The organism is Halosimplex marinum, assembly GCF_051414075.1.
GTDB lineage: Archaea > Halobacteriota > Halobacteria > Halobacteriales > Haloarculaceae > Halosimplex > Halosimplex marinum.
Genome location: NZ_JBLKNY010000004.1, coordinates 84,215 through 99,160, shown reverse-complemented (window position 1 = coordinate 99,160; position 14,946 = coordinate 84,215). Strand labels below are relative to the sequence as shown.

The 14,946-nt window shown below is 61.8% G+C and carries 14 protein-coding genes; 7 read left to right on the top strand and 7 right to left on the bottom strand.

Annotation, left to right across the window (positions count from 1 at the left end):
- Nucleotides 1-110 precede the first annotated feature (110 nt).
- A complete protein-coding gene (locus ACMGFI_RS08795; RefSeq protein WP_436908989.1) occupies nucleotides 111-596 on the top strand; it encodes a hypothetical protein in 486 nt (161 codons plus the stop codon).
- A 201-nt stretch (nucleotides 597-797) separates the two neighbouring features.
- Here ACMGFI_RS08795 and ACMGFI_RS08790 read toward each other — a convergent pair whose 3' ends face one another.
- From ACMGFI_RS08790 to ACMGFI_RS08780, 3 genes are read right to left on the bottom strand one after another with little or no spacing between them, the layout of a single operon-like run.
- Complete coding sequence (locus ACMGFI_RS08790; protein ID WP_436908988.1) at nucleotides 798-1,730, bottom strand: hypothetical protein; 933 nt, start codon at nucleotides 1,728-1,730, stop codon at nucleotides 798-800.
- Entirely contained in the window at nucleotides 1,727-2,467 is a 741-nt protein-coding gene (locus ACMGFI_RS08785; protein ID WP_436908987.1) for a DUF8168 family protein, read from the bottom strand. The genes ACMGFI_RS08790 and ACMGFI_RS08785 overlap by 4 nt, the downstream gene beginning before the upstream one ends.
- On the bottom strand, nucleotides 2,464-3,327 hold the full coding sequence (locus ACMGFI_RS08780; RefSeq protein ID WP_436908986.1) for a hypothetical protein: 864 nt from the start codon (nucleotides 3,325-3,327) through the stop codon (nucleotides 2,464-2,466). Before ACMGFI_RS08780 ends, ACMGFI_RS08785 begins: the two co-directional genes overlap by 4 nt.
- Before the next feature lie 214 nt (nucleotides 3,328-3,541).
- Between ACMGFI_RS08780 and xseA the strand changes: the two genes are divergently transcribed.
- The 5 genes from xseA to ACMGFI_RS08755 all read left to right on the top strand — a co-directional run bounded on the left by xseA (nucleotide 3,542) and on the right by ACMGFI_RS08755 (nucleotide 7,304).
- Nucleotides 3,542-4,486, top strand: a complete 945-nt coding sequence (gene xseA, locus ACMGFI_RS08775; protein ID WP_436910229.1) for an exodeoxyribonuclease VII large subunit — start codon at nucleotides 3,542-3,544, stop codon at nucleotides 4,484-4,486.
- Entirely contained in the window at nucleotides 4,483-4,692 is a 210-nt protein-coding gene (gene xseB, locus ACMGFI_RS08770; protein ID WP_436908985.1) for an exodeoxyribonuclease VII small subunit, read from the top strand. The genes xseA and xseB overlap by 4 nt, the downstream gene beginning before the upstream one ends.
- Before the next feature lie 70 nt (nucleotides 4,693-4,762).
- Nucleotides 4,763-5,440, top strand: a complete 678-nt coding sequence (locus ACMGFI_RS08765) for a class I SAM-dependent methyltransferase (RefSeq protein ID WP_436908984.1) — start codon at nucleotides 4,763-4,765, stop codon at nucleotides 5,438-5,440.
- A gap of 881 nt (nucleotides 5,441-6,321) precedes the next feature.
- Nucleotides 6,322-6,951, top strand: a complete 630-nt coding sequence (locus tag ACMGFI_RS08760) for a cupredoxin domain-containing protein (RefSeq protein ID WP_436908983.1) — start codon at nucleotides 6,322-6,324, stop codon at nucleotides 6,949-6,951.
- Nucleotides 6,952-7,154: 203 nt separating this feature from the next.
- The gene (locus tag ACMGFI_RS08755; RefSeq protein ID WP_436908982.1) at nucleotides 7,155-7,304 is read left to right on the top strand and encodes a DUF7837 family putative zinc-binding protein; all 150 of its coding nucleotides are present in this window, start codon (nucleotides 7,155-7,157) and stop codon (nucleotides 7,302-7,304) included.
- Between the two features lie 54 nt (nucleotides 7,305-7,358).
- Here ACMGFI_RS08755 and ACMGFI_RS08750 read toward each other — a convergent pair whose 3' ends face one another.
- The 4 genes from ACMGFI_RS08750 to ACMGFI_RS08735 form a co-directional block, all read right to left on the bottom strand.
- On the bottom strand, nucleotides 7,359-7,637 hold the full coding sequence (locus tag ACMGFI_RS08750; RefSeq protein WP_436908981.1) for a DUF7521 family protein: 279 nt from the start codon (nucleotides 7,635-7,637) through the stop codon (nucleotides 7,359-7,361).
- Nucleotides 7,634-8,011, bottom strand: coding sequence for a helix-turn-helix domain-containing protein (locus ACMGFI_RS08745; protein WP_436908980.1), 378 nt, complete (start codon nucleotides 8,009-8,011; stop codon nucleotides 7,634-7,636). The genes ACMGFI_RS08750 and ACMGFI_RS08745 overlap by 4 nt, the downstream gene beginning before the upstream one ends.
- Nucleotides 8,012-8,149: 138 nt before the next feature.
- The gene (locus ACMGFI_RS08740) at nucleotides 8,150-9,118 is read right to left on the bottom strand and encodes a transcription initiation factor IIB (RefSeq protein WP_436908979.1); all 969 of its coding nucleotides are present in this window, start codon (nucleotides 9,116-9,118) and stop codon (nucleotides 8,150-8,152) included.
- A gap of 417 nt (nucleotides 9,119-9,535) precedes the next feature.
- A complete protein-coding gene (locus ACMGFI_RS08735; protein ID WP_436908977.1) occupies nucleotides 9,536-9,808 on the bottom strand; it encodes a HalOD1 output domain-containing protein in 273 nt (90 codons plus the stop codon).
- Nucleotides 9,809-10,316: 508 nt separating this feature from the next.
- Between ACMGFI_RS08735 and ACMGFI_RS08730 the strand changes: the two genes are divergently transcribed.
- Complete coding sequence (locus ACMGFI_RS08730) at nucleotides 10,317-14,006, top strand: ATP-binding protein (protein WP_436908975.1); 3,690 nt, start codon at nucleotides 10,317-10,319, stop codon at nucleotides 14,004-14,006.
- Nucleotides 14,007-14,946 lie beyond the last annotated feature (940 nt).

The following is a 14,946-nucleotide window of genomic DNA, read 5'->3' as shown; positions in this document are numbered from 1 at the left end:
CTTGCGCCCGATATTGGCTATTTGCCGGTGCTGTCGGATTGCTACCTACCCGACACACCAGCACCTGCTCAGACCGTGGCTTTATCTTGTGAATACCTAACATCACCGACATGAATCGGCGCAGGTTCTTGGTAACAACCACTCTCCTCGGCACACTCGGTATAACAGCCGGCTGTAGTGAGAACAATGTAGAGAGCAACGTCGAGATCCCCCGGATCAACTATTCCATTTCTAAACTGAAGACACACGAGGAAATCCCTGATGAAGTGATTGAACACCCGAATCCGGACGGATTCAGATGGATCGTCGTCAAGTTCGAGCGAAGAAGCGGTTCAATCGATGCAACTGATATTCTCGGACTTACCCAAGTGAGCGTTTCCGGAACGACTGCAGTCACAAGGGCGGTCCGAATCACGACACCCGAAGAGGTCCTGGTGACCGACTCTGAGGAAAGTCACATGATGGAGGAAGGCACACAGGGGAACGCATATTATCGCGTATCTAGCGATGCCGAAAGTGGCGACTGGGTAGTAGAACAACTAGAGAACCAACACAGCGGCATTCAGGTTCAGCAACACACCGCAACTCCAGAATAAGCGAAGTCTCTTGAGCCCCACCTCAGGATTCGTTGAGTTCCATCGATACAGATGGCCGTGCCCGGCAACCCAGCGTTTATACGCGATACCGACACATCACAGAGCCATGGAGACCGAGCCCAAATTATTGCTAATACGATTTCTTTATTCAGTCTGCGGCGTGATTTTTCCGACCAACTCTCCCGACTCGCATGGAGCATCTCATCCGCTGCCCTTCGGTTGTTTCCCAGAGTTTTGATACTGGTCCGGCTGGGATTCGACGGGCTTCACTCGCAGCTCGCCGAAGCCGTACTTCGAATGGCTACCGACCCGGAGAAGACCGCTCTTCGCGGTTTCCACGGGACGGTCACCTTCGTAGGCGACTACCTGCCCGTAATCCACGGTCTGGAGCCTGTACACCTCCCGCTGCTCCAGTATCTTTTCCTCGCGTTCACGGAGGTCTGGGCGGTCTTCCTTCCACCACCACGGGATATCCTGGTCGTGGGTGTTCGGATACTCTGACTCCAACACGAACGGCGTCACGAGTTCGAGGATGAACGCCTCGCCGTCTTCGAGTCGAGAGTAGTCGAGCGCCTCCAGGTCTACGACCTGCGTGTCTTTCAGTCGCGTAATGCCGTAGCCGTAGTTGCGCTTCCCGCCGAACTGGAGACCATCCAAGGTACGGTCTTCAAGTGGGAGAATGTCGTCCCGGTCGGCGTGGAGGTACGCATTGATGTACCATTTCGTCGTCTGCTGTTGCTGCCATGCGTCGTCGGGTTTCCCCATGATCGTCTCGTGGGTCAGCGCCGGATGACCACTCTGAACACGGACATCATGCGCATTCAGTGCGTCTCGCGGCCGGGAGTCGAGAAGCCACGAATGTGTTGGCTGCCGTAACAGGAAGAAGTCATTGTAGGATTCAACGTCGGGGAGACCGCTCCCGAGGGACGGGTGACTACCGCTCTGGGAATGTTCCTCCGGGAACGTCCCGAATTGACCCGGCACGAAGACGCCGTGACTGGCGCTGAGGGAACGGTAGACATCGTAGGAGAGTTGCTGACCGAGCGCGTGCATGATCGCGTTCCCGCTCACGTAGTATGGGTGCCCGATGTAGTCCATCTCCAACTCCCAGTGGACTTGCTGGATGCGCGTCATCGGTCGAACGCCTCCCGGAAGTCCTCGATGTACTGGAGCGCGGTGGACCATGCGCCGATCCGGCGGAGGTTCGCGTCCAGCACCATGTCGTACTTGTCGTGAGCGGCATCGATCGGGTGCGCGGTCAGCCGGTTCCACGTCGAAGCCCACGACCGCCGCGGCCGACTCCCGAGGCGGGACGACGGTCGCCCGCCCGCGTCTTCGTCGATTCGAAGCGCGAAGCGGTCGCCCGCGTAGACTGTCCGGTGAGGGACGATCTCGTCCGCGTCGTCGACGACCAGCTGGAGGTCGGCGAACTCGTGGCCGTCGCGGTAGTTGTCGAGTAGCGCCGCCACGAGCAGGGTGTGGTACTTCAGGCTCGTGTACGGGTAGTAGACACTCTCGTTGAACGCCGAGACGACGTTGCTGTCTAGCCAAGCCCGATGCATCGTCTCTGGGTTGTCTTTAGTCAGGAGTTCTCTCACGCCGCTCTCGACGCCGTTGCGCGTAAACTCCTGTGGGTCGTACCGACTCTCTCCCTCGATGAGCGATAGCCGGTAGAGCGTCTCGTGGTTCTCAACGGTCTGCTCTGGGTGGCCGCTGGGCCGGCTGAGCGCCGACGCATCACCATCCGCGCCATGGGAGACCGTCTGGTTCACTAGGACGCCCGCGAACGTCTCCGGGGCGTAGTCGTGGGGCTGCCCGTTCATCTTGTGCGCATCGTGGCGGTAGACCGCCACCATCGTGTCGTCGCTCATGGTCCCTCCTCGATGCGCTCCTCGAGCGCGTCGACGAACGCCGGGCGGTACTCATCGGCCCACTGGTCATCTTTCTCGTCCATCGCGTTCGTGTTGCCTTTCCCGCGGTCGAAGACGCGCTTCAGTTCGCGCTCCTTATACAGTGGGTTGATGAGACCGCAGTCGACGATCCCTGCGCCGAAGTTCCGCGCACCGCCGAGTTGGTGCATGAAGTCGGTCTTGTGTTCGTTGAGATATTCGATTGCTTCATTCAACAGCGCAACAAACTCGGGTTTCACCTCACGGAACGAAAGGTGCCAACACCCGTCGAGATTCGCTACTGCGTCGACCTCCGAATTCCGCAGTGGCTCTCGGTTGTCATCGGCGTTTCGAGAGACAACGTTCCGGTTCAGCCGGCGGTAGTGGCCTTCGGCCTGTCCGCGTGTATAGTTCACGCTGGATCGAACAGGCGTGAATTTGATCGGGCGGCGCATCACCTTGCCGGGAATGCCACCGAAACCACCGAAGAGATCGAAGACCACACAGCCGTCGTCTTCTTTCGGGTCGTCAGTACATGTGCCCTTCTCGTGGTAGCCGTCATCGAGGTCGCGCTCGTAGACATCGGCTTTCATGAAATTCGCGTTGGCCTCGCCGGGGTGACATGCAGTGCCCCCACGTCTCTGAACGACTGACTCCACTCCATGACGGAGCCACCCGGAGAGTGGAAACGCAGGGATGATGCCCCCGATCTGGTTCTGCGGGTCGTCGTCCTCGTAGTTCCCGTTCGAAGCGTGGTGTCTGTCGGTCATGATACTGTCTCCGACCACCAGCAGGTCGGTCTGGATCCGCACGAACACGTCGCGGTCGATGTCGTCAATCATACAGTTGGGTACTCACGTTCGGTTACCGGCGCCCCTGACAGGAACGCCGGCGCCCTTCGTCGGCGCGAAAAACACAACCGTCGTTGGATCTTGAGTTCGAGTCATCGTTCCGGGGCTGGTTGCTCCCGTTCTGCTATTTGAATGTGAGGCCGATTGATCGCCGGGTGACACGAACCCGTCGTTAAGTACCAGGAGCGCGTCTGAAAGACCGACCATCCACTGCGTGGTCTTTGCCTCCCGGCTCGACCGCGTCACCGACGATATCGAGGACGGTACGCAGGTTGCCGTCGACGGCGACCTCTCGTACTACGAGAGCGAAGGCCAAGTGTCACTCATTGTTCACCGCGTCGTCCCCGTCGGCGACGGCACCTACCAGCAGGTCTACGAGCAGAACAGGCAGGCGCTCGCCGAGGACGGCCTCCTGGACGCGGACGCCAAACAGTCGCTACCCGAGCTCCCCACCTGCATTGGCCTCGCCACGAGCGCCGACAGCGACGCCCGCGAGGACGCGGTCACGAGTATCCACGACCGCTATCCCGACGTGGATATCGTCGTCCACGATACGACTGTTCAGGGCGACGAGGCGCTCATGTCGCTGATGAACGCCATTAGCGCGCTCGACGACGACCCGGAAGTCGACGTGATCGTCGTCACCCGAGGCGGTGGCGCCGACAAGCACCTCCGCGTGTTCAACGAGACGCCGCTCTGTCGGGTGATTCACCGGACGGCCACGCCCGTCGTCGCCGCCATCGGCCACGAGAACGACCGGACGCTCGTCGACGAGGTGGCCGACCGGCGCGTGATGACGCCGACGGATGTCGGGCAGGTCGTCCCGCGAAAGACCGACCTCCAGGACACACTCAACACCCTCGCGACAGACCTCGACGAGGCCTACACCAGGCTCGTCCAGCAGCACCTCGACACGAAACGCGAGCGCCTCGATGACGCCTACGAACGTCATGTTGACGACGAACTCACCACGCTGTCGAACCGCCTCGACCGCGCCTACGAGACGGTCGAACAGCAGAAAGAACACGAACAGGAGAAAGCCGAGGCGGTGGCCGCCCACCGGAAGACGACGCGCCGCCAACGGATCGTCATCGCGGTCCTGCTCATCGCGCTCCTGCTCGCACTCGCGCTACTCGTTCTGAACCTATGACCGACGACAGCTCATCCCCTGACTCGATCGCAGCGAAGACGGACCGACTGGAAGCGATCATTACCCAGCTCGAAGACGGTGAGGTCTCCCTAGAGCGGGCACAGGAACTCCACGCCGAAGGGGAAGCGCTTCTCGAAAACCTGGAGTCCGACCTCGAACTCCGCGACGGTACGATCCACGACCACTCGTCCGATCCCGACCCATGAGACACTCGATGGCCGTTCGACTGACCGCCGCCGCGACGGAAGCCGCCCAAACGACTTCACAAGGGGACTCGTGACGGACTCGTCGACCAACCGGACTGCGGTCAAGGATCTCGTCCGCGAGCACTGGAACGGGCGGGCGGACACGTTCGACGACGAACCCCACCACGGGATCCACACCGACGCCCAGCGCGACCGCTGGCTTGCGGTCCTCCGCGAGTGGGTCGGTGACGACCCGGGTCGGACTCTCGACGTGGGCTGTGGTACCGGGGTCGTCGCCCTGTTGCTCGCCGAACTCGGTCACGAGGTCGTCGGGCTCGACGCGGCGCCGGCGATGCTCGACCAGGCCAGGGCGAAACGCCGTGGGACTGATCGGTCGCTGTCGGTCCTCCAGGGTGATGCGGAGACGCTACCGCTGGCCGACGACAGCGTCGAATTGGTCACTGCCCGCCACCTCGTCTGGACGCTCCCGAATCCCCGTGGTGCACTCCAGGAGTGGCAGCGCGTCCTCGAACCGGGTGGCCGACTGCTACTCCTCGAGGGGTACTGGGACCATCCCGAACCGTGGGCCGAATACGAACAGGTCCACGACCGATTGCCGCTGTACGACGGGCGCCCACCCGAAACATTGCGTGAGATCCTTCGGGAAGAGGGTCTACGTGACATTGAGACCGGGCCCCTGATGGATCCAGTGCTCTGGGGTCGCGAGCCACACCACGAGTACTATCTGATGACCGGCACGCTGTCGTAGACCCACGCAGTAACCGACGGAGATTCCTAATCTTCGCAGTACTACCGAACAACCGTTCGAGAATAATGACGACCTGATGACAGTTCCTCGTGACGCTGGGAGCTGTCCCGACAGTCGAGGTAGCCAGTTGTGCGGACACAGCGTATGGACCACCGAACGACTCACCCGACGCTCCGGGAGACGACGGCTCCGACCCTGCGCCCCGACGGTCGACGCCCACACTGACAGCCACGCCCCAGCGACTCCCACTTCCCGGCGAACCACAGTCGACACCGAGCGGCCACCTCCCCGTGCAGCGATGCGAGAAGACGCTCGAAATCACCAACCACGGCTTCGAGAGCGAGACCGACACTGCCACCCACTACTACACGGAGTATTCCGACTGCCTGACAGTCGCCCATCCCGAGTGACAGTCTTGTCGCGTACAGCAACGCATCTGAAAGTCCTACGCTCCAGAGAGTAACAAAGAACGACCGCTGTACCCCTTCGAGGAGTACTCAGTAGCGGCCCACCCGATGTAGGTCAGCCAGTCGCCCTGGGTCATCCAATGTCACACGGAATTCTATAAGGGATTCCCACAATATTACATCTGTCTCATGTCATATAGGGCGGAGAATAACCCACAGTATCGGTATTTCTAAGTGACGGGATAGAAATGCATCTATGTGGTAACTAACGAGCAATCAACTGAGAGCGACGCATCGGCCTCCCGGGCCGGGATCGACCCGTCGCGTCGACAGCTGTTGACGGCGCTGGGCACTGCGTGTCTACCGGGGATCGCCGGCTGTTCCGGCGATTCGTCGCCCGCCGACGGGACAACCACCCAGCCGACGACCGCACCACCAACGACTACCCCAACCCAGTCAGCGACTGAGACAAGTATGTCCACGAGTACGTCAACACAGACACCGTCAGAGGAGTCCAGCCAGCAGGTCGATCCGCGGTTCGGGTATATCGGCCTCGACCAGGAGTCACCGCCCGTTGAGCCCGACCATACGGTCAATCTCCTGATCAAACCGCGCGAGAACAACCCGATCCCCGAGTTCTACTTCGAACCGACCGGACTCGCAATCGATGTCGGCGATACGGTTCGGTTCAATATCGCCACGCCACATCACAATATCAATGCCTATCATCCCGCGTTCGGGTACACGCAACGCGTTCCGGATGCTGTCCCGCCCTTCTCGTCGCCAATCTTGGCGGCCGGTGACTACTGGCTGTACACGTTTGAGCAAGAGGGCGTCTATGACATCATGTGTGCACCCCACGAGGTCTTCGGGATGGTCGGCCGAATCGTCGTCGGTTCAGCCACTGGTCCCGGCTCCAACGCCGTCGGCGAAGCGCCTGCCCCGAGCGAACAGTCGCGCCCACCCGAGTTCACCGCGGCGCTCGTACTCAGCGACCCCGCGATGCAACCCGAGACCATCGCCAATCAGGGAACGGTCAGCTGGAGTGACCTCTCCGCCGAGAGCAAGCGCCCGATGCTTCGTCCTGTCGAAAGCGGCGAGTAGATCCCCGCTGTCGGGAATGGCGATGTAGACTGTCTTGACCATCTTTTCCGGTCGGGTGCCCTCGGGCTTGTGGCCCTACGGGCACCGTGTGGCACGGATATCGGCTGCGGTGACCTCGATACACGATAGCTTCGCCGCGCGCAGCTATCTCACTATCCGGTTTCGGGCCTCGTATCCCCCCCATTCCCCTTTGAAGATACACCATGTACCAGCGCTCAGACCAACGTGGCACCTGCCCTCACTGCAGTGTCGCTCTCCATGCGGTCACCATCCTCGTCGAATACGAGACCGACACAGGCACTCGCTATTACGCTGAGTGTCCCGACTGCGGGACAGTTGTCCACCCCGAGTAGCGACCGAGGACTCAGCGTCTTCGTATCCACCCCGAGCGTCCACCGGGTCGCCTGTCACCGTTGCCGATACAGCGAATACATGATGATCGCGAGTCCGATGGCCAGGAAGATACTATTGACGAGGATGCCTGTCTTGAACGGGACGGCGAAAAACTGATTTGCGGCGCCGGAGATGAGCGCTCCGAGCGTGATCACACCGAATCCTGCACCGAGAAGCCCCAGCGATGGATCGCCGGTCCGCTGATAGGCACGATACGCGACGACCGTGATCGCGCCACCCAACAGCAGGATGATGGATTTGACGACGGCGATCGCGACCGTCAACTCGCTCATAGCTCATCTCCTATTGTCGACCAGATGTCCGCGAGTCGTTCGTCAGCGGTCTGGGGCGGGCGATCGACGGTAACCGAGAAGGTGTCATCGTCGTCGATCGCGATCTGGACGGTGTCGAAATCGCGTTCGTACGTGGTCGTCCGTCCACCCTCCGGATGAATCGTATCGCGTTCACGAAGGAGGTCGGCTGCGCTGAGGCGGTCGAGTTTGCGATACAGCGTCGATTTCGGGATGTCACAGGCATCGATGAGGTCAGTCGCGGTCATGGGTTCAGCTGTCTCCCGGAGAATTGCCCGACAGTCGCGGTCGTTCAGCGCCTCGAGCACAGCCGTCAGCGACGTCTCCTCCGTCGCCGGCGCTGAATCGTCCGCCATTACACAGAATTGCAGATGCGTGTGAATATGTTATCCGATCGCGTACCGAGTACGTGCGAGTGGGTAGCGGGCGTCAGTCGCTGTCGTCGGCCACGCGACCGCCGGAGGATGGCCCCCATCGTCGCTGGTACCATCGATTCAGCTCTCCTGGTCGGCGTACACGTCGAGGAGCTCTTGATAGCGGTCCCGGATTGTCACCCGACTCACGTCCGCGACGGCACTCACGTCCGCCTGCGTGGTCGATTCGTTCGTCAACGTCGCCGCGGCGTAGACGGCCGCGGCCGCCAGGCCGGCCGGGCTCTTGCCGCTATGTCTGTTGGCTCGTTTCGCAACCGCGAGGAGGTCGGTGGCTCGCCGTTCCACCTCGTCACTGAGTTCGAGCGCGGACGCGAACTGCGGGACGTACTTGGCCGGGTCCTCCGGCTCGATGGCCAGCCCGAGTTCGTTCTTGAGGTAGCGGTACGCTCGCTCGATGCGTTTCTGCGATACCCGGCTCACGTCGGCGAATTCGGTCACCCGTCGGGGCGCTCCGTGCTGTCGTGTCGCCGCATACAGGGCGGCCGTCGCCATCCCTTCGATAGAGCGTCCGGGGAGAAGGTCCGCTTCGACTGCGGCGCGATAGAGGGCTCCACCGGTTTCGCGAACCGGCTCGGAGAGATCGAGTGCCGAAGCCATCCGGTCGATCTCACCGAACGCCTGTTTGAGGTTGCGTTCTTGGGCGTCTTTCGTCCGGAACCGTTCGTCCCAGGTACGCAATCGCTGTATCCGTGCCCGCTTGCGCTCCGACAGGGCCGACCCGTACGCGTCTTTGTCCTGCCACCCGATGGTCGTACTGAGCCCCTTGTCGTGCATGAGCTCGGTCATCGGGGCGCCGACCCGACTCTTCTCATCGCGGTCCGCGTCGTCGAAGGCCCGCCACTCGGGCCCACGGTCGATCGTCGCCTCGTCGATGACGAGCCCGCACGCCTCACAGGTCGCTTCGCCGCGGCCCTCGTCTTGGATGACCTGCCCACCGCATTCCGGACAGGTGGTCCCGGCAACCGATTCGTCCGCTGTATCGGACTGCCCGACGCGGTCGCGCTCGGAGTCGTATCTCGTTTGGGTCATTGTGGGGGTTCAGGAACGGTCCACGTGGACTGTTCCCAGTCACCACCAATATCGGGGGTCTTCAAAATGAGGATGCGGCGCTGTCCCAGTTACTGGGACACCACCGGACGAACAGTATGTCACACTGCTCGGTCCGGTCAGGGTCACAGATCGCTCCCAACACGGCCGTTCCGGCTCAGCGACCAGCCGCCTTCCTAGCGGACTGGACGGGCGAGGCCCGCTCCGGGAACCCCGGCGACGGTGAGCCGAACCCTGCGAGGCGAACGTTGAGAGCGCGTGCGCTCTCGGAAGAAGCACTGCAGCGCTCCGCGCGAAGCGCGCAGCGAGCCGCGGACCGGAGCGAACCGAGGGCTTCCGTTGCTTCCCCGGGCAGCACCCACGCCACTCTCCGAGCGCGGCTGTGAGGTGGGTAAGTCCCTAGCTACGATGCAACCGAATCGTCAGTTCGGTCCCAGCAAGACAGACCCGATACCGGTCGATCGAAAACGACACTTGCACGTCCTCGTTGCCTCGGACGAGTCGATCAACTGCGTCGGGATCGATGTACTCAGAAAGCTGTGGATCGACAAGGTTCGCGGGGTCACAGTTCTTGATATCCGCAAGCGTATGTACGACCGCAAGACTTGGCGATGTCTCAGAGCAGTCATACTGCCGTTGCACAGAGAGACGAGACTTCGCCGGTCCACTCATCGTAGACAGATCAACTGTAGTGACCACTGTGTCCCTTCGGTTGGCTATCTCCAACTAGCCCTCCTCGCCGTACCCGCGACCCTGCCGGGAGTGCTATGCCTCCGAGCCAGCAGTTCTTATGTAACAGTCCGGACGGTCAAAGTTACGGTTGTTACATAAGACCCGAGCTACCACGGTGTCAGTAGTTCGGTAGTGGCCGACCGGAATGACCCACAGGAGACTGCCGCAAGAGAGAAATCAATCAGGCCGTTCACCCCGGCCCCTGACCAGTCACGATCCGCAAATTTATCTCTAGATAGTTAGCTACGAAATAAAGTACAAATACGTCGACGGCAACGGGGTCGTATGCTCGAGAAATCACCGACGAAAGTCCGACTCGATCATAGCCCAGTGGGTGATCGCGATGGCGAGTGACGACAGTCCGCAACCAAGTGACGACCCACTGACCCCCGACGCCGACCACCCTTCGTCCGACGACCGATCAGCACGGCGTCCACTCCCGGTCCCGGTGGACCGCACGGACCTCACGACCACCGACGACGCCGACACAGACACCACAGCGCGACGCACCTACATCGAGATTCGCCCCACCGACCGGCCGCTCTCGATGCGCGCCGTTGGCCAGGCGATGACCCAGCTCTACACGACACTCGACCGGGAAACACAGACACGACTCCGCGACCGCCTCCGGGGCAACACCGCCCAGCCGAGCGTTGAGTGGCTGCTCGTCGCCGATGGCGCCGCGGATACCTCGATCCGCTATCTCGTCGGCACGACAGACGAGCGCCTCATCGACGAATGCCAGCGCATCCTGCGGACGGCCTTGCCGAATACCTACGAACTCCAGCCGGTCAGCTGGCATCCCAGCGATATCACGGACCTGGCGGTGACGACCTCACTCACCGACCTCTATACAGACGTAGCCGATCCAGACCCCACCGACACGACGCCACCGCTCGCAGCCGTGGACTATCACGGCCACGCCGACCGCCCCTGTGACTGGCAGACGCCACTCACGCCCTTCGACGAGCTCAGGACAGACAAGACCCATCGTGACGACGAGACCCACCGACTCCCACTCACGACGCTCGTCGAGACGATGCGTGACACCACGGCGCCGATCGTCTACCAAGTGCTCTGTCGGCCCTACCGTGATATCACGCCCGATGTCGAGGAATACGAACTCGCACTCGAGACGGGGACCGCCACGCTCGGTGGCAAGTTGATGGAGGCGCTGTTCCCCCGGCCCGTCGAGGAAGAACGGAACTACGAGCCGCCGGCCGGCGACCAGGATCGTATCGATGACATGCGCGGTCGCGAGACCCATCGCACCTTCGACGTGACTGCCCGTGCAGTCGTCTTCCCCGACGAAACGGGCCGTCCGCCCACGAAGATCACCGAGAGCCTTGCGACGGCACTGAGCCCCGTCGACGGCCCGTTCCATCACATCGATGGGACCGTCCACGTCGACGACGCCGACGAGTCCGGATCAGCAACCGAGTGCTTCGACGCACTCTGCGATCGGACCCACGACGCTGTCGCCTACGAGTCCACCTGGAATCGCATCAGGCGCCGGTTCACCAGCTCCGGAATCGTCGTGTCTCCTGATGAACTCCCGGGCCTGTGCCTGCTCGACGGGAAGGCACTCACGCCGACCGGCCAACGTGCAGTCGGCGTCCGCAACCAGGAACGGACGGGCATCGCGCTGCCGGCACCGGGCAAGCTCCAGCGCTACCGGCCGCCGGGGATGGCACTCGCTCGTCCACTGACCAGCGACCGCCAGCCGTTCGACCAGCCGCTAGTCCTCCCGCCTGAGTATCAGCGCCGCCACCAGGTGGTCGTCGGCGACACGGGGTCGGGCAAGTCCGTCCTCACCATCGGCGCGATGCTCTCGAATCTCGACGCCACCGACGGCCCCGACATCTTGTTCGACTACAAGGGCGGGGGCACCGCCCAGGAGTACCTGCAAGCCCACTACGCCACGCAGGACGACTTGGAGGATGTCCTGTATTTCGACCTGACGAGCGTCCTGCCGGCCTTCTCCTTTTTCGATATCGAGCCGCTCCTCGATGCTGGGCTCCCGCGCGAGGAAGCCCGCTCCCGCAAGACGGGCCACTACGAAGAGATTCTACGGGGTGCGATGCCCGCCGACCAGTACGACGACGCGACGGAGTCGCCGAAGGTCATCCGCAATCACCTGCGGGCGCTGTACGACCCCGTTCATGGCTCCGACGCGTTCGCACATCGGAAACTCTACGAGGCCCTCCAGCGCACCCAGGGCAACGAGACGCCGCCTTCCGTCTCTGAGGCCACCTTCGAGACCTATTTTGCGGGCCTCCTCGACCGCGACCGCGATGTCTTCACGAAAATCCTCGGTGGGGCAATTTCCCGCGTCGAGAACATCGCCCTCGACGGCCGGCTCGCACCTCTGTTCAATCACGTCCCTGCGGGTGACGATGCCCACTTCGACTTCAGCGACATCGTCGATGAGGATACGGTCGTCATCTTCGACTTTGGCGGGATGGAAACCCGCGTCAAGCGGACGCTCACGCTCGTCCTCTTGTCGAACCTCTGGACAGCACTCAAAGCTCGCGAGGAGGGGACGCCGGCCGAGACGGACAACCCGCAGGTGAACCTCTACCTCGAAGAGGCCAAGGACGTTGCCGACACGGAACTCGTGGATACGCTACTCGCCCAGGGCCGGAGTTTCGACCTTTCGGTGACGCTGGGCGTGCAGTTCCTCGAACAGCTCGACTCACCGGATCCCGCGAACAACACCTACCGCGAAGCACTCAACGAGACGGCGACGTTCGTCGTCGGCAACGTCGCTGTCGACCGTCACCTACCCGACGTGCTCGCGACGGGGGAGATGTCGCCCAGCGACGTGGAACGACGCCTCGCCGCGTTAGGCCGCGGTGAGTGGCTCGTGCGTCCGGGTGCGGGCTTCGGCGAGTCGCCACTCCGGCCGTTGCTCGGTGAATCGCTGCCGGCCCCACCGGGCCACCCCGCCAGCGAACGCCCATTGCGCGGTCGTGACCGACGCACCTTCGAAGCGGCCGTCGAGGGTGTCCTCGAGCGGACGACCGACGAAGCGGGGATCGAACTTGGAGAGCCGGCGACGGTCGACCACGACTTCGAGAGCGCGGCCGATTCCGACGCACCAGACGTACCGCGTGTCGACACACTCCTGCCGTATACGAAGCGCCTGCCCGACTGTGTCACCTACGACGAGCCGTCCAATGCCCTGCGCTGTGGGTCGTGTGAGACCCGCTACAACAGCGACAGCCAGGGAATGATCCAGGCGATCAACTGCTGTCACTCGCTGGCGGAAGTCGACGAAGACGATTTCCCCATCTGCGACGTGGACCTCAAGCTCGCACCCGAGGAAGTCGCCGAATCAGAGTACACCCCGACCCAGTTGTGTTTCCTCCAGGCCGTCTACAACGCCCAGCAGGGCCGCTACGACCGACCGGAATTCGATATCGTCCGCGACTCGATGGTCCGCATCCAGGAGTACGCCGGCATCGAGAGCGAGGCTATCGAGCAACTCATCGACGATGACCTCCTCCGGAAGGATACCGACCGGCCCCATCGGTTGTACTCTGTCCGCCCGGAGGGCCGCGAAGTGATCCAGGAGTCCCATCGGCACGGTGTCGCCTTCGGCCACGGCGAGGGCGACCTCGACGAGTCCGCCGAGCACGTCATGGGCGTCGAACTCGTCGTCCGCTGGCTCACCCGCGAGTACGCCAACGATCCCGATTCGGATGTGGTGACGGTGCGTCCCTACTACGATATGAAAGAGGGGTCGATCGACGCCGCGAATTTCTTCGGTGACGACGAGGATGTCGCCGACGCCGACAACGACTTCGAGCGCCGCCGGCTGGATGTCGTCGGGCTCGACGAAGCCGGTGAGATTATCGTGACTGTCGAAGTTGAGCGCATCAACCACGACACACGCCGTGCAGTCCCCGAAGACTATGACAAGATGGCTGCCTGCGAACCGGACGAAGCTATCTGGCTCGCGATGTCGAGTTCGGACGCCCACGAGATCGTCCAGGCGCTACACGACCCCCTCGAAGGCGAACCGCGCATCTCGAAGACCTATGCGGAGTCAACCCCGACGAGTTCCTTCCGGATCGACCAGCCGGGGTTCACCGACTGTTACACGCTGACCCAACTGCGCAACGAACTCCTCTAACCACCGGTCGCATCCCGGGTCCGTGGCATCGACTTTCGGTGCAACTGAGCCGGCATTCGGTGGTCAGGAAACTTGCTGGGTCACCGTGATTGGTACCGTATCTGATTACTCTGGGACCTCGCTGTTGGCCACGACAGTGTGTCCTTGGAGCCCCTCAGATCGTATATAATGATCCTGACTGTAATCGCACCTTGCCGCCCTCTTGGTCTGATTCTCTCGTCGGCTGGGGCAATGGAATAGTACATCTGATTTCAGATAATATCGCGTGGGCGGTGCGGTCTGCATGTCTCCTGGAGTCGTGTGTGTCAGACAACGGAATCCGGATCATCGGAAAGACATCAGATTCGGTAGGGGTGTGGGTGAGGTCTGACCCCACGGCCGTGTCCGCTCCAAATACTATCTATCGAGTGATACATGTCAGACTATCTCGCACGGTGGCCGATGATCCAGCAGTCGTCAATTCGCTTGTCTCGTCTATTATTTAATTTTCAGACTCAGTATGATTTAATGGGTTCGCCGCCTCATTCGACCGGGATCCGAGTGGGACCAGGCTCCCTGAATCGGCGACTTCGGATGCATCGATGCCAGTGGATCTGCCGCGTGCAAGGGTCTCTGAGAGGGTGATTTGGAGGGAAGACCCCTATCATATCGGGGTTTCCGGCAGGTACACCCTGGGCGATTCACCGCTACTAGTGGTGGGTGAGTGCGTGGATCGCGACTAGGAGGGTTCGGTAGGGAATCGATCGATGGCGCCTGAGAGTGGCTATATTTGGTGAATTTCGGTGTCTAAAGCGATGCTGGGGGTTTCGGGTCCCGGTCGAGATGTCTGTGTGCGCTGTCACGGCAGGGACTTCACAGCCCCCGAAATCGGAAATAGTTGGCTAGAGCGGCGCTCTCACGCCAGGTATTATCTGTGCCTGTTTTCCGAGATGTTTCCCAG